The sequence below is a fragment of the Nonomuraea sp. B10E15 genome, assembly GCF_039871615.1.
GTDB lineage: Bacteria > Actinomycetota > Actinomycetes > Streptosporangiales > Streptosporangiaceae > Nonomuraea.
Map to the genome: position 1 here is coordinate 168,866 of NZ_JBDPMB010000003.1, position 17,611 is coordinate 186,476.

The 17,611-nt window shown below is 71.5% G+C and carries 14 protein-coding genes, 5 tRNA genes and 1 riboswitch; of the genes, 7 read left to right on the forward strand and 12 right to left on the reverse strand.

Annotated features, from left to right (window positions below; translation table 11 throughout):
* Positions 1–46 precede the first annotated feature (46 nt).
* Both ABGB14_RS13720 and ABGB14_RS13725 read left to right on the forward strand, forming a co-directional pair.
* Positions 47–1,033, forward strand: a complete 987-nt coding sequence (locus ABGB14_RS13720; protein WP_347643993.1) for a hypothetical protein — start codon at positions 47–49, stop codon at positions 1,031–1,033.
* A gap of 88 nt (positions 1,034–1,121) precedes the next feature.
* Positions 1,122–1,859: a class I SAM-dependent methyltransferase gene (locus ABGB14_RS13725; RefSeq protein ID WP_347643994.1), complete on the forward strand. Its 738-nt coding sequence runs from the start codon at positions 1,122–1,124 to the stop codon at positions 1,857–1,859.
* 222 nt (positions 1,860–2,081) lie between these two features.
* Here the strand turns inward: ABGB14_RS13725 and ABGB14_RS13730 are convergent, their stop codons facing one another.
* The 9 genes from ABGB14_RS13730 to ABGB14_RS13770 all read right to left on the reverse strand — a co-directional run bounded on the left by ABGB14_RS13730 (position 2,082) and on the right by ABGB14_RS13770 (position 11,406).
* Positions 2,082–2,273, reverse strand: coding sequence for a zinc ribbon domain-containing protein (locus ABGB14_RS13730; RefSeq protein WP_347643995.1), 192 nt, complete (start codon positions 2,271–2,273; stop codon positions 2,082–2,084).
* Positions 2,274–2,406: 133 nt separating this feature from the next.
* Positions 2,407–2,481 (reverse strand) — tRNA-Pro (locus tag ABGB14_RS13735).
* A gap of 209 nt (positions 2,482–2,690) precedes the next feature.
* Complete coding sequence (locus ABGB14_RS13740; protein ID WP_347643996.1) at positions 2,691–3,773, reverse strand: mechanosensitive ion channel family protein; 1,083 nt, start codon at positions 3,771–3,773, stop codon at positions 2,691–2,693.
* Positions 3,774–3,791: 18 nt separating this feature from the next.
* Positions 3,792–4,787: a ribonucleotide-diphosphate reductase subunit beta gene (locus tag ABGB14_RS13745; RefSeq protein WP_347643997.1), complete on the reverse strand. Its 996-nt coding sequence runs from the start codon at positions 4,785–4,787 to the stop codon at positions 3,792–3,794.
* Positions 4,788–4,797: 10 nt separating this feature from the next.
* Positions 4,798–7,017, reverse strand: coding sequence for a ribonucleoside-diphosphate reductase subunit alpha (locus ABGB14_RS13750; protein ID WP_347643998.1), 2,220 nt, complete (start codon positions 7,015–7,017; stop codon positions 4,798–4,800).
* Positions 7,018–7,135: 118 nt separating this feature from the next.
* A riboswitch (cobalamin riboswitch) is annotated at positions 7,136–7,331 on the reverse strand.
* A 4-nt stretch (positions 7,332–7,335) separates the two neighbouring features.
* Complete coding sequence (locus tag ABGB14_RS13755) at positions 7,336–8,283, reverse strand: tripartite tricarboxylate transporter substrate-binding protein (RefSeq protein WP_347643999.1); 948 nt, start codon at positions 8,281–8,283, stop codon at positions 7,336–7,338.
* 171 nt (positions 8,284–8,454) lie between these two features.
* Positions 8,455–9,225 carry an SAM-dependent methyltransferase gene (locus ABGB14_RS13760; protein ID WP_347644000.1) on the reverse strand — a complete coding sequence of 257 codons (771 nt, stop codon included), beginning with the start codon at positions 9,223–9,225 and terminating at the stop codon, positions 8,455–8,457.
* A gap of 71 nt (positions 9,226–9,296) precedes the next feature.
* Positions 9,297–11,117 (reverse strand): glutamine--fructose-6-phosphate transaminase (isomerizing), encoded by a 1,821-nt coding sequence (gene glmS / locus ABGB14_RS13765; RefSeq protein WP_347644001.1) that lies wholly within the window; start codon positions 11,115–11,117, stop codon positions 9,297–9,299.
* Between the two features lie 13 nt (positions 11,118–11,130).
* Positions 11,131–11,406, reverse strand: a complete 276-nt coding sequence (locus tag ABGB14_RS13770; RefSeq protein ID WP_132597376.1) for a hypothetical protein — start codon at positions 11,404–11,406, stop codon at positions 11,131–11,133.
* Positions 11,407–11,666: 260 nt separating this feature from the next.
* On the opposite strand from ABGB14_RS13770, the gene ABGB14_RS13775 reads away from it, so the two are divergent.
* The 5 genes from ABGB14_RS13775 (at position 11,667) to ABGB14_RS13795 (ending at position 14,192) form a co-directional block, all read left to right on the forward strand.
* The gene (locus ABGB14_RS13775; protein WP_347644002.1) at positions 11,667–13,727 is read left to right on the forward strand and encodes an N-acetylmuramoyl-L-alanine amidase; all 2,061 of its coding nucleotides are present in this window, start codon (positions 11,667–11,669) and stop codon (positions 13,725–13,727) included.
* Positions 13,728–13,820: 93 nt separating this feature from the next.
* A tRNA-Gly gene (locus tag ABGB14_RS13780) sits at positions 13,821–13,892 on the forward strand.
* Positions 13,893–13,907: 15 nt separating this feature from the next.
* Positions 13,908–13,978, forward strand: a tRNA-Cys gene (locus ABGB14_RS13785).
* 48 nt (positions 13,979–14,026) lie between these two features.
* A tRNA-Gly gene (locus ABGB14_RS13790) sits at positions 14,027–14,098 on the forward strand.
* A 19-nt stretch (positions 14,099–14,117) separates the two neighbouring features.
* Positions 14,118–14,192 (forward strand) — tRNA-Val (locus ABGB14_RS13795).
* Between the two features lie 98 nt (positions 14,193–14,290).
* On the opposite strand, the gene ABGB14_RS13800 is transcribed toward ABGB14_RS13795, so the two are convergent.
* The 3 genes from ABGB14_RS13800 to ABGB14_RS13810 are packed head-to-tail and all read right to left on the reverse strand — an operon-like array spanning position 14,291 to position 17,473.
* On the reverse strand, positions 14,291–15,073 hold the full coding sequence (locus tag ABGB14_RS13800; protein WP_347644003.1) for a DeoR/GlpR family DNA-binding transcription regulator: 783 nt from the start codon (positions 15,071–15,073) through the stop codon (positions 14,291–14,293).
* A 16-nt stretch (positions 15,074–15,089) separates the two neighbouring features.
* Complete coding sequence (gene pdxA, locus ABGB14_RS13805) at positions 15,090–16,091, reverse strand: 4-hydroxythreonine-4-phosphate dehydrogenase PdxA (RefSeq protein ID WP_347644004.1); 1,002 nt, start codon at positions 16,089–16,091, stop codon at positions 15,090–15,092.
* A complete protein-coding gene (locus ABGB14_RS13810; RefSeq protein ID WP_347644005.1) occupies positions 16,088–17,473 on the reverse strand; it encodes a four-carbon acid sugar kinase family protein in 1,386 nt (461 codons plus the stop codon). Before ABGB14_RS13810 ends, pdxA begins: the two co-directional genes overlap by 4 nt.
* Positions 17,474–17,611: the final 138 nt, after the last annotated feature.

A 17,611-nucleotide genomic window follows, 5' to 3' on the forward strand; every position in this document is an offset into this window, starting at 1 on the left:
TGAAGGAGGACGCGAGCGAGGCGAGCTCCGTGAGATGATCAAGATCATGACTGATCTGCCTGGCTCAGGGACCGCCGGCCGAGCACAGAGCACCTCACCGGCGGGCAGGGCCTTAGGTTCCGGCGACGGAGGCCCCGGCCCGGGCGCGAGCACGGCCGCGCCCAGCATCGGGCAGATCGCCGGGCTGCGCCCGCGCCGCGGCCCTCAGGACGCGGGCGAGGTGCGCGGCGACGACGTCGACCTGCTCGACTCCCTCGACCCGCTGACCTGGCGCACGGCGGCGGCCTGGCTACGGGAGCGGCCGTCCGCGGCCACCAGGCAGGTCCGCCTGCGGGTCCTGGCCGCGTTCCTGCGCTGGCTGCGCGAGGCCGAGCCGTCCGTCGAGCCGCTCGCGGTCACCGGAGCCCACCTCGACACCTACTGTGACGCGGCGCGCGCCGGCGCCCTCACCATCGGCGTGCGCGTGCCGGGCAAGCCCCTGGCCAGCGCGACGGTGAACAGGAGGCGGGGCGTGCTGTCCTCCTTCTACGCCTTCGCCTGGCGTTCCGGCGCGGTACGCCACGACCGCGTCGCCGGCTCCGGCACCGGTGTGCTGACCCGGGAGGACCGCCGGCTGCTGCGCCGGGGCGTCGCCCGGCTGGCCGCCGGCGGTCGGCAGGCCGAGGCCGCGGCCGTCGCGCTGCTGGACGCCACCGGCGCCGCCGCCGGCGCCCTCGCCGAGCTGACCCTCCAGGACCTGCACCCGGTGGCCGACGGCGAGTGCGCCATCGTCACCGTGCACGACAGCCGCGGCGACATCGTGGCCTTCCCGGTGCCGCCTCCGGCCCGGCCGCTGCTGGAGGCGCTCTCGTCGGGCCGGGCCGCGGGGGAGCCGCTGCTCCGGCGGGAGGACGGGCGGCCGGTGGACGTGGAGTGGCTGAGGGACGCGCTGGCCGAGGCGGCCATCGCCGGCGGCATCCCGCGGCAGCGGGCGAAGCTGCTGCACCCGTACATGTTGCGGGCCATCACGGCGGCCGACCGCGCGCCCCGATGACCGGACTCCACTCTGGTGAGAAGGCGATTGTCTCGGCGAAAGGGCGCAAATGACTGCGGAGCGGGTGCAAGCCAGGGTGTTCGGAGAAGTGGCCGAGGCATACGACAGGGTCCGCCCCGCCTACCCGGACGCTCTGGTGGACGACGTCCTGGCCTACGCCGGGCTCGGCGGCGCGCCGGCCGTCGAAGTGGGCGCGGGCACGGGCAAGGCCACGGCGATGTTCGCGGCGCGCGGCACCGACCTCACCGCCGTCGAGCCGGACTCCGCGATGGCCGCCGTGCTGAACCGGCGGCTGGGCGGGCGGCCCAGCGTGAGGGTCGTCGTCTCCCCGTTCGAGGAGTTCCGGCCCGACCGGGCGTTCGGCCTGCTGTTCAGCGCCCAGGCCTGGCACTGGACCTCCCCGGAGGCCAGGTGGCGGAAGGCGGCCGAGGTGCTCGCCCCGGGAGGCGCCGTCGCGCTGTTCTGGCACGTCGACATGTTCAAGGACCCCGCGGTGCTGGACGCGGCGCTCGCCGTCTACCGGGCGCACACGCCGCACATCCTCCTGGACACCGAGCTGCCCACCGGGTCGTCGATCGAGTCGTCGCGCTGGTGGCTGGAGCTGGAACGGCAGGACGCCTTCCAGGACCTGTCGGCCCGGCTCTACCCGTCGGAGCTCACGTTTCCCATCGCCGACTACCTCACGCTGCTCGGCACCCGCTCGGCCGTCCGGATGCTCCCCGAGGACGTGCGCGCCGGCCTGCTCGGCGCGCTGGGCGACGTCCTCGGCGACCGGGTGACGCTGAGCGTGACGACGGCCCTCTACCTCGCGCGCCGCGCTCCGTGACCGTGCGGACCGCTCACCCCGCGATCGCCCCGCCGAGCAGATAGCAGAGGCTGACCGCGGCCAGGCCCAGCACCAGGTTCATCGCGATGTTGGTCAGCGCCCTGCCGGTGGAGCCGGCCGCGAGCAGCTTGTACGTGTCGGTGGTCAGCTTCTCGGTCGTAAACCGTAAACGACCGAGCTTGCAGCTCGTTGCCGTCGATGGCTTCGACGGGTCGGTCCGCGTCAGGCAGCGTGACTCACTGCCCAGCCGATCTCGCCCCGTGAGGAGACGACACCGGCTGCGTTGACGTCGGCATGCTCAGCGAAGCCGCACGACGTACAGGAGAAGGTGGCCTGGTCGGGCCGGTTGGCCTTGTCCACATGCCCGCAGGCCGAACACTCCTGGGAGGTGTAGGCAGGATCGACAAAGATCACCGCCGGGCCGGTCGGACTGGACCCCGGGCCCGGCTGGCGTGGGCCGGCCCGGGGTGAGGGCGTGGTCCGGCCGGGGGTCGCCAATCCCCTCGGTCAGGCCGTGGCCCGCGGCCCTGTTCTTTCAGGACCGCCGTCCGAGTGGCAGGATTCGAACCTGCGTCACTCCTGCTCCCAAAGCAGGCGGGCGGCCAAACTGCCCCACACTCGGTCGCACAGGAAAAGCCGCCTCGATATCCTCGAGACGGCTTTCTGGAAATTCCGGGAAAGAATTATCCGGAAAGCCTCCGCGGCAGCTCAGGAAGGACCGCCGGCGGTCGGATGGTGCCCAGCTCGCGCATTCGCCGCCCTTTCTGCCGGTCGTCATCCCGTCGTTGACATGCTTAAGGTAAACCCGCGATCGGCGCGAATGCCACCTATTTATCGCCGGTCGCGGTCGTCGGTCCAGCTCATGCCGGCGCGCGTCTCCGGAGTGTCGACGCGGAAGCGGGGCAGCGCGTCCGGGTAGTTCTCGCGTACGTACTCGACGAGGTATTCGCGCACGTCGCACTTGAGGTCCCAGGACGACGGCGAGTCGGCGGCGCTCATCAGGGCGCGCAGCTCGACCAGCCCGTTCGGCAGGACGTCGGTGACCTGGAGGGTCCAGTCCTTCTGGTCCCACAGCGGGTTGTCCTGCAGGAACGCGTACAGCGCCTCCCGCAGTTTGGGCACCGGCACCGACCAGTCCACCCGCAGGTAGACCACGGCGAGCACCCGGCTGCCGTGCCTGGTCCAGTTCTCGAACGGGTTCTGGGTGAAGTACGAGACCGGCAGGACCAGCCGCCGCTCGTCCCACAGCCGCAGCACGACGTAGGTGAGCGTGAGCTCCTCGATCCTGCCCCACTCCTTCTCGACCACGACCACGTCCTCGAGGCGGAGCGCGTCGCTGAAGGCGAGCTGGAGCCCGGCCAGCGCGTTGCCGATGGTCGGCTGGGCGGCGATGCCGACGATGGCGCCGGCGATGCCCGCCGAGGCGAGCAGGCCCGCGCCGAGCGCCCGCATCTGGGGGAAGGAGAAGAGCATGGCGCCGAGCGCGATCACGATGAAGGCGGCGGAGGCGATGCGGCGGACCAGCGCGATCTGCGTCATGATCCGCCGCGCCCGGCGGTTGCGCTCCCCTTCGACCTGGACCAGCCGGTCGAGCGCGACGTCCGTCAGCGCGTACGTCGCCTGCACGATCAGCCAGGTGACCGCGGCGATCGTGACCAGGCCGAGCGCGTGCTCGACCGATGCGGCCAGGCTGCGATCGGCGGGCGCCGGGCCGAACATGCCCGGCCCGAGCACCAGGTTGCACGCCACCACGACGGCCACCGCGAACGCGGCCCAGGTGCAGTGCTCCACGAGGTGCCGGGCGAGCGCCCACTTGCGCCCCATCCGGTTCAGCACCCGCCTGACCACTTCCACCAGGAGGACCGAGCCGATCACCGCGATGGCGAGAATGGGCCAGCCCGCCGGAGACTGCACTCGATAACCCCCTAGGTCCTAGAAAGACTCGTCAAAACTCACATTTCCCTCGACCGCCACCTGGTAAGCCGAGACCCGCCGCTCGAAGAAGTTGGCCAGCTCCTGCACGTCCTGCAGCTCCATGAACCCGAACGGGTTAGCCGAACCGTACCTTCTCGGCAGCCCCAGCCGGACCAGCCGCTGGTCGGCGACATATTCCAGGTAGTGGCGCATCTGCGTCACCCCCATACCCATCATGCCGTCCCCGCACAGATCCTCCGCGAAGGCCAGCTCGGCGGCCACCGCCTCCTCCAGCATGGCGGTGACCTGCTCGCCCAGCTCGTCGTCGAACAGCGAGGGCTCCTCGGCCCTGACCGTGTCGACCACGCTGAACGCGAACTCCATGTGCATGGACTCATCCCTGAACACCCAGTTCGTCCCGGTGGCCAGGCCGTTGAGCAGGCCGCGGGAGCGGAACCAGTACACGTACGCGAAGGCTCCGTAGAAGAACAGGCCCTCGATGCAGGCGGCGAAGCAGATGAGGTTGAGCAGGAACTGGCGGCGCTCGGCCGCCGTCTCCAGCCGCTGCAGGCCGTTGATCGAGTCGATCCACTTGAAGCAGAACTCCGCCTTGTCCCGGATCGACGGGATGTGCTCGATCGCGGCGAAAGCCTTCACCCGCTCGTCGGGGTCGGGCAGGTAGGTGTCCAGCAGGGTCAGGTAGAACTGCACGTGCACGGCCTCCTCGAACAGCTGCCTGCTGAGATACAGGCGCGCCTCGGGGGCGTTGACGTGCTGGTAGAGGTTGAGCACGAGATTGTTGGCCACGATGGAGTCGCCGGTCGCGAAGAAGGCGACCAGGCGGTTGATCAGGTGCCGTTCCTGCGGCGTCATCCTGGCCAGGTCGGCCAGGTCGGTGTGCAGGTCCACCTCCTCGACCGTCCACGTGTTGCGGATGGCCGCGCGGTAACGCTCGTAGAAGTCGGGGTAGCGCATCGGGCGCAGGGTGAGGTCCATTCCGGGGTCGAGCAGCACGACGGGCTCCTTACTGGCAGGCTTCGCAGGTTTCCGGGTTCTCGAGCGAGCACGCGACGGCGTCAGCCGTCGCGGAGGCGGACAGCGCGGCGAAGCCGCTCCGCGGTTCCGGGGGGCTCGCGGAGGGCTCGGCCCCCGCGGGGACCGTCGTCTGGGCGATGCGGGTCGCGGGGCGCGAGCGCAGGTAGTACGTCGTCTTCAGGCCCTGTTTCCAGGCGTAGGCGTACATCGAGGAGAGCTTGCCGATCGTGGGGCCGGCCATGAAGAGGTTGAGCGACTGCGACTGGTCGATGTACGGCTGGCGCGCGGCGGCCAGGTCGATCAGCGCCTTCTGCGGCAGCTCCCAGGCCGTGCGGTAGAGGGCCTTCAGATCGTCGGGGATGCCGGGGATCGACTGGATCGAGCCGTCGGCCCGCTTGATGTCGTCGCGCATCCGCTGCGTCCACAGCCCGCGCGCCCGCAGGTCGGCCACCAGATAGCGGTTGACCTGCAGGAACTCGCCCGACAGCGTCTCGCGCTTGAACACGTTGGACACCTGCGGCTCGATGCACTCGTAGCAGCCGGCGATGGAGGCGATCGTGGCCGTCGGCGCGATGGCGATCATGAGGGAGTTGCGCAGGCCGGTCGTCGCGATCTTGTCGCGCAGGGCGTCCCAGCGCGGCGTGCTCACCCCGTAGTGATCGGGGTGCAGCACTCCCCCGGCGGCCCGGGTGTCGGCGAACGACGGGTGCCTTCCGCGCTCGGCGGCCAGGTCGGCCGAGGTGTCGTAGGCGGCCAGCGCGATCTCCTCGGCGATCCGCGTGGACAGCTCCAGCGCGGCCGGCGAGTCGAACGGCAGCCGCAGCGCGAAGAACACGTCGGCCAGGCCCATGACACCGAGCCCGATCGGCCGCCACCGCCTGTTGGCCGCCTCGGCCTCGGGCGTCGGGTAGAAGCCGAGGTCGATGGTGCGGTCGAGGAAGCGCACGGCCGTGCGTACGGTCCGGCGCAGCCGCTCCCAGTCGACACCGCCGTCCGCGAGGCAGGCGGCCAGGTTGACGGAGCCGAGGTTGCACACGGCCGTCTCCGCGTCGCTCGTGACCTCGAGGATCTCGGTGCACAGGTTGGACAGGTGGATGACGTTGCCGGGGCGGCCGGTCTGGTTGGAGGTGCGGTTGGCGGCGTCCTTGAAGGTCATCCAGCCGTTGCCGGTCTGGGCGAGGGTGCGCATCATCCGGCCGTACAGGATCCTGGCGGGGACCTGCCGGACGTGGCGCCCGGCCGCCTCGTACGCGCGGTAGGCGGCGGTGAACTCCTCCCCGTACAGGTCCGTGAGGTCGGGCGTGTCCTTGGGGTCGAACAACGACCAGGGCTCGTCGGCCTCCACGCGGCGCATGAACTCGTCGGGCACCCAGTTGGCCAGGTTGAGGTTGTGGGTGCGGCGGGCGTCCTCACCGGTGTTGTCGCGCAGTTCCAGGAACTCCTCGATGTCGGCATGCCAGGTCTCCAGGTAGACGCAGGCCGCGCCCTTGCGCCGGCCGCCCTGGTTGACCGCCGCCACCGACGCGTCGAGCGTGCGCAGCCAGGGCACGATGCCGTTGGAGTGGCCGTTCGTGCCCCTGATGAGGGAGCCGCGCGAGCGTACGCGGGTCCACGAGATGCCGATGCCGCCGGCGTACTTGGAGAGCCGGGCGACCTGCCCGTAGCGGTCGTAGATGCCCTCCAGCTCGTCGCGCGGCGAGTCGAGCAGGAAGCACGACGACAGCTGCGGCCGGCGCGCGCCCGCGTTGAACAGGGTGGGCGAGCTCGGCAGGTAGGACAGGCTGGACATGAGCGCGTAGAGCTCGGCCGCCTCGGCGACCGACTCCGCCAGCCCGCAGGCCACGCGGAGGAAGAAGTGTTGCGGCCGCTCCAGCACCTTACGGGTCTCGGGATGGCGCAGCAGGTAGCGGTCATAGACCGTGCGCAACCCGAAATACTCGAACCGGCCGTCCGCCTCCGCGCAGATCAGCGCGTCCAGCTCGGCGGCGTGCGCGGCGACGAACTCCGCCAGCCCGTCCTGGATCAGCCCCGCCGCGTGGGTGGCCGCGACCGACTGGGAGAACGAGCCCACCCCGTGCCCGGCCGCCTCGTCGGCGATCTCCTCGGCCAGCAGGCCGGCGGCGATCCGGGAGCTGGCCGGATCGGTGATCACCCGGGCGGCGGCCTCCTCGATGGCCAGGCGGCGGTCAACATCGACGATCTGCGTCACGTGCTCTCTCCTCGCGAGCTCATCCCCGTGAGGGCGCGCGAGAGCACGGCGGCATGGACCCACGGCCGCACCAGCCCCCGGCCCTCCCTCGAGGCCATGGACACTGCTCGCCGGGCGCATGACCCGGCACGTCGCGGGCAGGTCTTCGGGCTCGCGGGCGTGCTCATGGCGCCTACTGGCCGTCGCTTCCCGGATCGCTCCAGTGCATGTGACGGCGGTCGTTCCCGCTCACCGCTGCGGGGCAGCCCCGGAATCGCACCGGGTTCCCTTTCACTCCGCCTCCTGGGAGGCGAACCAGCGACGACCAGGATCCTACATCTAGTGGCGGATCCCGCAACCACCCCTGCATATTGTGGATTTGGTCGTGTCGACCAGCCCGAGGTCCCGCAGCACCTCGCGCGTGCGCCGGACCTCGGAGGCGAGCCACAACTCGAAGTCGTCGCCGGTGAGCGGGATCGAGACCCATCCGGCGGCCCGGCAGGCCGCCTCCCAGCCGGCCGAGCGGGTCACCTCGTCGCACATGCCGACGGCCGACTCGCGGCTCTCTTCCGGCATGTCGTGAGCGCCGAAGGCCGCGATCCAGTCCACGAAATCCACCCGTACGCCGGATTCCAGCAGCGTCGGAACGTCGAGCTCCGGCACCCGCTCGGCCGAGGACACCGCGAGCGCCCTGATCCGGCCGCGCCCGATGATCGTGCGCCACTCCGCGACCCGGCCGGCGGCGGCGACCGCCTTGCCGGACGACAGCGCGGCGACGACCTCGTGGCGGCTGGGGTAGCCGGTGTAGTCGACCTGCCGGGTGTCGGCGCCGAGCCCTTTGGCGATGAGGCCGAACAGCAGGTGGTCGGGATTTCCCTGCGGACCGCCGGCCAGCATCGTCTGCCCGGGCCTGGTGCGCAGGGCGGCGCCGAAGTCGCCGAAGTCCTTGAAGCGGGAGCTCTCGGGCACGACCACGACCTCGACCTCGCCGGCCAGCCTGGCCAGCGGGGTGGCGGCGTCGAGCAGGCTCTGTCCCTGGTTGAGCTCGGCGGCGGCCAGCGCCGGCAGGCCGGTCACCGTGACCTGCGGGCCCTCGCCCGTCTCGTAACCGGCGGCGCGGGCCACGCCGGCGAACACGTGCCCCGCGCGACCCCACCGGCGCCCGCCCGGATTGATCGAGAATCGGGTGCGCAGCACGGACGCGCCTTCGGTGAACCGCTGCGCGCCGCAGCCGGCCGCGCACGCGGCCAAGCCCAGCCCCAAGGCCAAGAACCGCCGTCGCCGCATGCGCCCCTCCCCGAGCTCACCCGCCACTCCAGGTTATTGACCCGTGGCGGAGCGTCACGCACCGGGGCCCCGTCGGCGTGCTGCGCTCTCGTACGAGGGACGGCCTGTGCGGCCGCCGGCCCGGGTCAGCGCCGAGCCCGCCGCGGCCCGGGACGCCTTCCCTGGCCGCTGTCAGCCGGGTTTCCTGCCGACCCCCGCCATCAGCGACGACGGCAGCGACCAGTCGCCCACCAGTTTGGGGCGGTCGGGACGCCAGTCGGTGGCCTGCACCAGCCCCGGCGGCTCCAGCGGGAAGTCGCCGAAGAACGCGCGGATCTCGGACGGCGGACGGTCGGCGCCCGTCGCGGACGAGCCCCGGGAGGGGACCCTGGCGCGATCGCCGTCCTCCATCCGGGCCATCGTCGTCGCGTGGGAGATCACCAGGTGGCTGCCGGGCGCCACCCGCTCGCGCAGCGCGGCCACCGCGTTCTGCGCGCCGGCCGTGTCCGGGACGAAGTGCAGGATCGACACCAGCAGCACCCCGACCGGCTCGGCCAAGTCGAGCAGGGCGCCCGCCCGCGCCAGCACCTCGTCGGTGTCGAGCAGGTCGGCCTCCACGAAGACGGCCCTGCCCGAGTCCTCGAGCAGGGCCCTGGAGTGCGCGGCGACGACCGGATCATGATCGACGTAGACGACCCGGGCCTCGGGCGCGACCTCGTGCGCGCTGCCCTGGGTCGGCAGCCCGCTGCCCAGGTCGAGGAACTGGCGGACCCCCGCGGCGGCCACGTAGCGCACGGCACGCTGAAGGAAGGCCCGGTTCGCGCGGGCCAGCGGGACCGCCTCCGGGACCAGCTCGGCGAGCTGGTCGAGGGCCAGACGGTCGACCGCGAAGTTGTCCTTCCCGCCGAGCATGTAGTCGTACATGCGTGCGGGATGGGGCCGCTGCTGGTCGAACTGCCGCACAGTATCGAATTTATGTCGTTTGGAGCCGGATAACACTACCCTGAGGGGAATGTGGCTGATTTGCGGCTCAATTATTCGACAGTGACACTCTTGGCGAGATTGCGCGGCTTGTCCACGTCGCGGTCGAGCGCCACGGCGGCATGGTAGGCGAGCAGCTGCAACGGGATCGTGAGCAGGATCGGATCGAGCTCGATCTCGTTCTTCGGGATCACGATGACGTCGTCGGCCAGCTTCGGGCCGGGCTCGCGGTGACCGACCATGAGCACCCGCCCGCCGCGGGCGCGGATCTCGCCGAGCGTGGTGAGGTTCTTGTCGAGCAGCTCGTCGTCGGGGACGATCGCGACCGTCGGCATCTCGGGGCCGATCAGGGCGAGCGGGCCGTGCTTGAGCTCGCTGGCCGGATAGGCCTCCGCGTGGACGTAGGAGATCTCCTTGAGCTTCTGCGCCCCCTCGCGGGCCACCGGGTAGCCGCGCACGCGGCCGACGAACATCATGCCGGCGTGGTCGGCGTACTTCTGCGCCAGCTCGGCGATCTTGTCGCCCTGCGCCAGGATCTCCTCGACGTGGCCGGGCAGCCGGCGCAGGCCCTCCACGATGCGCCGGCCGTCGGCCGGCGACAGGTCGCGCACCCGGCCCAGGTGCAGCGCGAGCAGCGCGAACGCGACCGTGGTCGAGGTGAAGGCCTTGGTCGAGGCCACCGATACCTCGGGGCCCGCGTGCAGGTAGATGCCGCCGTCCACCTCGCGCGCGATGGCGCTGCCGACGGCGTTGACGATGCCGATGACCCGGCCGCCCTTGCGCTTGAGCTCCTGCACCGCGGCGAGCGTGTCGTAGGTCTCCCCCGACTGGCTGATCGCGACGTAGAGGGTGTCGGGGTCGACGACGGGGTTGCGGTAGCGGAACTCGCTGGCCGGCTCGGCGTCGGAGGGGATGCGCGCCAGCTCCTCGATGAGCTGCGCCCCCATCTGTCCTGAATAGTACGCGGAGCCGCAACCGATGATCTTCACCCGGCGGAAGCTGCGCGTCTCGCGGGCGTCCATGTTGAGCCCGCCGAGGTGGGCGACGTTGAAGCGCTCGTCGAGCCGGCCGCTCATCGTCCTGGTGATCGTCTCGGGCTGCTCGGAGATCTCTTTGAGCAGGTAGTGCTCGTAGCCGCCGGTGTCGTAGTGGCCGGCGTCCCAGTCGACGGTCAGCGGCTCCTTGGCCGTCTCGCGGGCGTCGCTGGCGAAGGTGTGGAACCCGTCGGCCTTCAGCACGGCCAGCTCGCCGTCCTCCAGGTGCACGACCTGGCGCGTGTAGCGGACCAGGGCGGCCACGTCGGACGCGGCGAACATCTCCTTCTCGCCGATGCCGAGCACGATCGGGCTGCCGTTGCGGGCCACGACCACCTCGCCGGGGCGCTCGGCGTCGATGACGGCGATGCCGTACGTGCCGACGACGCTCTTGAGCGTCTTCCTGACGGCCTCCTCCAGCGAGTCGTTCTCGTCGGCGGCGTGGGCGATCAGGTGCGCGAGCACCTCGGTGTCGGTCTCGGAGGCGAACACCACGCCGTCGGCCTCCAGCTTGGCGCGCAGCTCTCCGGCGTTCTCGATGATGCCGTTGTGCACGACCGCGATGCGCTGGTCGGCGGACAGGTGCGGATGGGCGTTGACGTCGCTGGGGACGCCGTGCGTGGCCCAGCGGGTGTGCCCGATGCCCAGGCCGCCCCTGAACCGGACCGGCACGACCTTGGCCAGGTCGGCCACCCGCCCCTTGACCTTACGGACCTTCAGCCCTTTGCTGGACACGACGACCCCGGCCGAGTCGTAGCCCCGGTATTCGAGTCGCTGCAGACCCTCCAGCAGGATGGGGGCTGCGTCCCTTGGGCCGACGTAGGCCACGATTCCGCACATCGAGGTCTCCTGTTCATCCGTAGACGATCCTGCGGAGCTGTCTCAGCGACAGTTCCGGCGCGGCCACCCGGCGGCCGCGTAATTCGGCGGCGATCCTCGGGAAGATCTCGTCGTTCGTGTGGCCGCGCGCCTTCAGCTCGCCGTGACGGCGCCGGACGTACTCCTCGGTCGTTTCCGAGAAGTACGCCAGCACGTCGGCGACCACGCGCGCCGCCTCGCCGGGGCCGAGCGGGCTCGTCCTCGTGAGGTGAGCGATGAGATCTTCATACGGAGGCCGTGCCGGTGGCACAGACGAGGACCTTACGGCTCTGGAGCGAGACACGCCATCATCCTGCCCGATATCGGGCAGGATCTAACTCCAACGCTCGCCATGGTGGCCTCAGGCCCTGACGGCGCGGCGGTTCCGGCGCGACCGGAAGGCAGGGGGGGTGCCGCGTCCGGCAGCAGCCAGTCAAATCCCATCCGTATCATCCGCCACGTCTGACACATCCCTTTCTGGGATCAGTTACGGTGAGTAGTCGCGTCGTGACATCCATGGGGGAGATGTTCATGCAGCTCTGGCTCGCCGCCGTCCTGGCCACCACCGCGCTGACCGCACCTGCCCGGCCTCCGGCCGTGCCCGCCGGCCCGGGGTCCGCCGCCGTCGCGTCTCCGGGGCGGCAGGCCGACTTCGCCGCGGCCGCCCGCGAGCACGGGGTACCGGAGAGCGTGCTGCTCGGCGTGGCGTACCTGGAGTCCCGCTGGGACGCCAACGGCGGGCGGCCGAGCACGGCGGGCGGCTACGGGCCGATGCACCTGGTCGACACGTTCCCCGCCGAGGCGCTCGGCGGCACGGTCGGGGACGCGCTCGGCGACGCCCGTGGCGACGAGGCCCGCCCCATGCCCGCCGTGCGCGCCGAGCCGCCCGCCTCCTCCGCGCTGCGGACCGCGCAGGAGGCGCCGCGGGCGACGCTCCCCCAGGCCGGCGGCCTCATCGGCGTCGTGCCCTCCCGGCTCAGGACCGACCCGGCCGCGAACATCAGGGGCGGCGCCGCCCTCCTCGCCTCCTACCAGGAGCACCCCAGCGCCAACCCCGCCGACTGGTACGACGCGGTCGCCCGCTACTCGGGCTCGGAGGATCCGGCCGCCGCCCGCCGCTTCGCCGGCGAGGTGTTCTCGGTGATGCGGGAGGGCACCGAACGCCGTACCGACGACGGGCACCTGGTGCGACTGGACCCCGTACCCGACCTGCCGCCCTTCATCGGCGACCACGAGAGCGACCTCGACGCCTATCCCCCGCCCTTCACGGACGAGCAGCAGATCGACCCGGACACCGGCGACGACGCCGATCCCGGCACCGGCTTCGGATCCGACGCCGGCGCCGGCGCGCCCGTCATCGCCGACGAGGGCCACGACAGCGCCAAGGCGGAGTCAGGGGCGCGCGACGCGGAGTGCCCCGCCTCGCTCGCCTGCGAGTGGATGCCCGCCGCGCACCGGCGTTTCGGCAAGAAGAAGCACCGCGACTACGGCAACCACGACCGCCTGAGCCGCACCCGTTCCGTCGACTACATCGTCATCCACGACACCGAGGGCGGCTACCGGGGCATCCCCTCCCTGGTCCGCAACCCGAAGTACGTGAGCTGGCACTACACGATCCGCTCCCGTGACGGACATGTCGCCCAGCACGTGGCGACCAACGACATCGCCTGGCACGCCGGCAACTGGGACGTCAACACCCGCTCGATCGGCATCGAGCACGAGGGATACCTGGCCAAGGGAGGCACCTGGTACACCGAGGCGATGTACCGGGCCTCTGCCAGGCTGGTGAAGTTCCTCGCCGCCAAGCACCGCATCCCGCTCGACCGCGCCCACATCCTGGGCCACGACAACGTCCCGGGCACCACACCGGCGACGGTCGCCGGCATGCACGAGGACCCGGGCCCGTACTGGGACTGGGCACACTATTTCGACCTCATGAACCGGCCGTTCAGAGCAGCCGAGAACGGCGAGTCCGTCATCATCCGCCCGGAGTACACCACCCACCGTCCCCGCTTCACCGGCTGCGACGCCGCGAAGCCCGCCAAGGCGTGCCCGCCGCACGGCGCCTCGGCCGTCTGGCTGCACACGGCGCCCAAGGCGTCGGCGCCCCTGGTCAAGGACGTCGGCAAGCACGGGAACAAGGCCTCCACCCACAGCGTGTACGACCACGGCGCCCGCGCCTCCACCGGCCAGCGCTACGCCGTCGCGGAGCGCCGGGACGACTGGACGGCCATCTGGTACCTGGGGCAGAAGGCGTGGTTCCACAACCCCGCCTCGGCTCCGACCGCCATTCCCGCCAAGGGCCTCCTGGTCACGCCCCGGAAGGACGACGTGAAGGTGTACGGCCGGGCGTACCCCGAGAAATCCGCCTACAAGCTCGCCGCCCACCAGCCCCTGCGGCCGCTCCAGTACACGATCGGGACCGGCCAGACGTACGCCCTGGACGACACGGTCACCGGCTCCTACTACGCCGCCAACGCCTTCAAGCCGTCGAGGCACGTCACCACCACCGGCCGGCTCCGCTATCACCAGATCCAGCTCGGGCACCGGGTGATGTTCGTGAAGGCCAGGGACATGCGTGTGCTGCACTGAAAATGGCCTGACCCGCCTCGCGCTGCGCGCGGGCACTCCAGGAAGACGATATGGTTTTCCTGTGACCGGGGCGCACGTCGCCTGAGGGTCCACGCGGAAGTGGCTCAGTGGTAGAGCATCACCTTGCCAAGGTGAGGGTCGCGGGTTCGAATCCCGTCTTCCGCTCGGAGCAAGACTCCTGGTGGAGTGGCCGAGAGGCGAGGCAGCGGCCTGCAAAGCCGTCTACACGGGTTCAAATCCCGTCTCCACCTCGATGACCGCGGACCCCTCGGGATCCGCTAAGGTAAAGTGCGGCACACGCGGAAGTGGCTCAGTGGTAGAGCATCACCTTGCCAAGGTGAGGGTCGCGGGTTCGAATCCCGTCTTCCGCTCGGAGTTCACCACTCGCAAGGACGATTAGCTCAGCGGGAGAGCGCTTCCCTGACACGGAAGAGGTCACTGGTTCAATCCCAGTATCGTCCACCAGCAGACCAGAGTTCACGGCCCCAGCTCGCGGCACACGCCCGGGAGCCTGGGGCTTCCTGGTTCCTCCATCATGACCGCCACGGTCGAACGCGCCGCCGCTACCCGTGGGTTCGCGGATCCACGACCACCGTCTCCACGCCCTTCGCCATGAACGGCTTGAGGGATTCCGGGGTGGCCGACACGTCGGTGACCAGCGTCCAGCTGTCGGGCATGCGGGCCCAGGCGTGGAACGGGCGGCGGCCCAGCTTGGCGGCGTGGACCAGCAGGTAGATGTGGCGGGAGCGCTGCATCATCAGCTCCTTGAAGCGGGTCTGCTGCAGGCTGGCCTCGCAGATGCCGTCCTCGGCCGTGACGCTGTCGGCGCCCAGAAAGACCCGGTCGAACGTCATCCTGCTCAGCGCCGCCTCCGCCAGCGGCCCGACGAAGCCCTGGCTCACGTGGCGCAGGGTGCCGCCCAGGCACTCGACGTGCACGCCGGTCGCGCCCACCAGCTCCTGCAGGGCGTTCAGTCCCGTGGTGGCCACCGTCAGGTCGGCGGCGTGCCGCAGCTCGTGGGCCAGCGCACCCGTCGTCGAACCCGAGTCGAGCAGGATCGTCTCCCCCGGGCGGATCCGCGCGGCGGCCCAGGCGGCGATGGCCCGCTTGGCCTCGAACGCCTCCCCGATGCGCTGCCGCAGCGACGCCTCCGGGTGGGTGACGACCGCCATCGCCCCGCCGTACGTGCGCGCCAGCAGCCCTGCCGCCTTCAGGTGGGCCAGGTCACGGCGGATGGTGGATGCCGTCACCCCCAGCTGGCTCGACAGCTCCTCGACGCTGGCCAGCCCGGTGGTGGTGGCCAGGCGGACGATCTCGTCGCGGCGAGCCTGCGCTGCGCGGCCCATCGATGGTCCCCCCTCGTCACACCCCCCGCGCGGACGACAACTCTGCCGCCTGGCGGAGGGCCTCGATCATGCTACCGGCGTCGGCGACGCCCTTTCCCGCGATGTCGAAGGCGGTGCCATGGTCCACCGACGTCCTGATCACCGGCAGGCCCACCGTGATGTTCACCCCGGCCTCCAGGCCGAGGATCTTCACCGGGCCGTGCCCCTGGTCGTGGTACATGGCCACGATCAGGTCGTAGTCGCCACGGCCCGCCAGGAAGAACGCGGTGTCGGCGGGGAGCGGGCCGTGCACGTCCATGCCCTCCGCCCGCAGGAGCTCGATCGCCGGGACGATCTTCTCCTCCTCCTCGCCGTACCCGAACAGGCCGTTCTCCCCAGCGTGCGGGTTGATGCCGCACACGCCGATCTTGGGACGCGCCACGCCCGAGCCGCGCATCGCCGCCTCACCCCGGCGGATGGTCCGCTCGACCAGGCCGGGCTCGATGCGCGCGACCGCGTCGATGAGGCCGACGTGCGTGGTGACATGGATGACCCGCACCTTGGACGTCGACAACATCATCGACACCTCCGCCGTCCCCGTCAGGTGCGCCAGGAGCTCGGTGTGCCCGGGGAAGAGGTGCCCGGCCGCGTGCAGCGCCTCCTTGTTCAGGGGGGCCGTGCAGATCGCCTGTACGTCACCCGACGTCGCGAGCTCGCCGGCCAGCCGTACGTACTCGTAGGCCGCGTGTCCCGCGACCGGCGACACCTCGCCCCACGGCAGGTCCTCCGGCAGCAGCCCCAGGTCGATGACGTTGATCCGGCCAGGTTCGAAGACGGCCTCGCCCACACGCTCCACCGCGACCACCTCCGGCCGCAGGCCGCGGGATCCGGCGGCCCTGCGCAGGCGTGCCGCGTCACCGATGACGACCGGGCGGCAGAACGCGGAGGTCTCGGGCGCGAGGAGCGCGCCGGTGACGACCTCCGGCCCTACGCCGGATCCGTCCCCCATGGTGAGGGCGATGAGAGGGGTGCTGCTCATGTCGGCCTTTCGTCGAAGGTGGTGCCGCTCGTGGCGGGAACGCCTGTGGTGCGGAAGCGGCCGGGCCTGAGATGGGCGGCGATGCGCAGGAGGCTGTCCCGGCCGCCGAAGCTGCCCGGCCTGGTGACCACGGAACGGCCGTCGGGCGTCCGGCTGTGCACGGCGCCGTGGTGCACCTGGCCCACGGGGATGAGCTCGCGCACGTCCAGCGCGTCGAGGACCCTCCTCGCGGTCTCCCCGCCGGTCAGGACCAGGTCGGCACGGGTCGCTCCGAGCGCCTCACGTACGATCCGGCCGAGGATGGCGGTGAGGGCGGGCGGCGCCGGCCCGCGTACGGTCAGCACGGCGACCCCGCCGGCCAGCGCCCGCCGCACCCGCCCCACGACCGGCTCCCCGGCCGTGCCAGGATCCGCCGTGTCGAGGTCCGCCGCGTCGAGAGTCACGGGCTCGGCACCGTACGCGACGAGCAGCCTGGCCTGCTCCGCCGCCGCCGGTTCCGCCGTGCCCACCACGACGAGCAGCGCGTCCGGGGCCGACCCGGCGGCCTGAGGGGGCGCCGGCCCGGTGACCGGCACCCCCGCGGACGGCCCGCCGTCCGGAGAGGACGATGGCGCGCCCGCGGACGATCCACCGGCCGGAGGAGGCGGGGGCCCGAGCGGTGCGGGGGCGGGGGCGGTGTTCAGGGCGCGGCCGAGGGCGGCGGCCAGGCCGCCGGCGCCGATGAGCCGGGGCGCCGGGTCGCCGGCGAGCGCGGCCGCGACGATCATGTCCAGGTCGGCGTCCGTCTCCGCGTCGCACACGGCCACCCGCCCGCTCGCGGCCACCTCCGCCAGCGCCTCCATGAGGGCGGCCCGCCCGGCACGGACGGCGGCCAGCCGGACACCCGCCGACGGCACCCCGCCCAGGGCCTCGGCCACGGTGGCGGGAACAACGCCGGGCCCGGTGGTGGGCCCAGTGGTGGGTCGGGTGGTGGATCGGGTGCGTGTTTCGCGCAGCGGTACCCCGTGGATGAGCGGTACGCCGTTCACGACCGTGCGGCCGGCCTGCGGCAGCGCGCTGGCGAGCACGACGGGCGCGGGCGCCGAGTGCGCGGGGGTGCTCAGGCAGGCCTGGACGGTGGTGGCGATGTCGCCGCGCAGCAGCGAGTCGATCTTGATGAGGACGTGACGGTCCCCCGCCCAGGCGAGCGCCTCCCGTACCAGGACCGCGGCCCCGGCATGGTGCCGGGTGTCGAGGTCGGCGACGAGGACGGGCGGCATGGCGACGTACGGCGGCCCCGACAGCGTGATGCGCGCGGGGCGTTCGGGCGACATGAGCACGGCCGCCGTCTCCGCCGCCCCTGACAGGTCGTCGGCCAGGGCGAACACCGGAAAGTGGCCCACACCCACCTCCGAACACCGCAGACCTGCGCGAATCACGCGTCAAGCATTGCACGAAACGCGCACACTATGCCACAGTTACCCGCAAGGAGCGCGAACCCCCAGCACGGCGCAGAAGGGCTGAACGGCTCGGCCGGGAGA

Bases quoted from the DNA above. Each gene is read 5' to 3' on its own strand.
- ABGB14_RS13720 (WP_347643993.1), top strand. From the start codon at position 47: ATGACTGATCTGCCTGGCTCAGGGACCGCCGGCCGAGCACAGAGCACC.
- ABGB14_RS13755 (WP_347643999.1), bottom strand. From the start codon at position 8,283: ATGCGGCGACGGCGGTTCTTGGCCTTGGGGCTGGGCTTGGCCGCGTGC.
- glmS (WP_347644001.1), bottom strand. From the start codon at position 11,117: ATGTGCGGAATCGTGGCCTACGTCGGCCCAAGGGACGCAGCCCCCATC.
- ABGB14_RS13775 (WP_347644002.1), top strand. From the start codon at position 11,667: ATGCAGCTCTGGCTCGCCGCCGTCCTGGCCACCACCGCGCTGACCGCA.
- ABGB14_RS13800 (WP_347644003.1), bottom strand. From the start codon at position 15,073: ATGGGCCGCGCAGCGCAGGCTCGCCGCGACGAGATCGTCCGCCTGGCC.
- pdxA (WP_347644004.1), bottom strand. From the start codon at position 16,091: ATGAGCAGCACCCCTCTCATCGCCCTCACCATGGGGGACGGATCCGGC.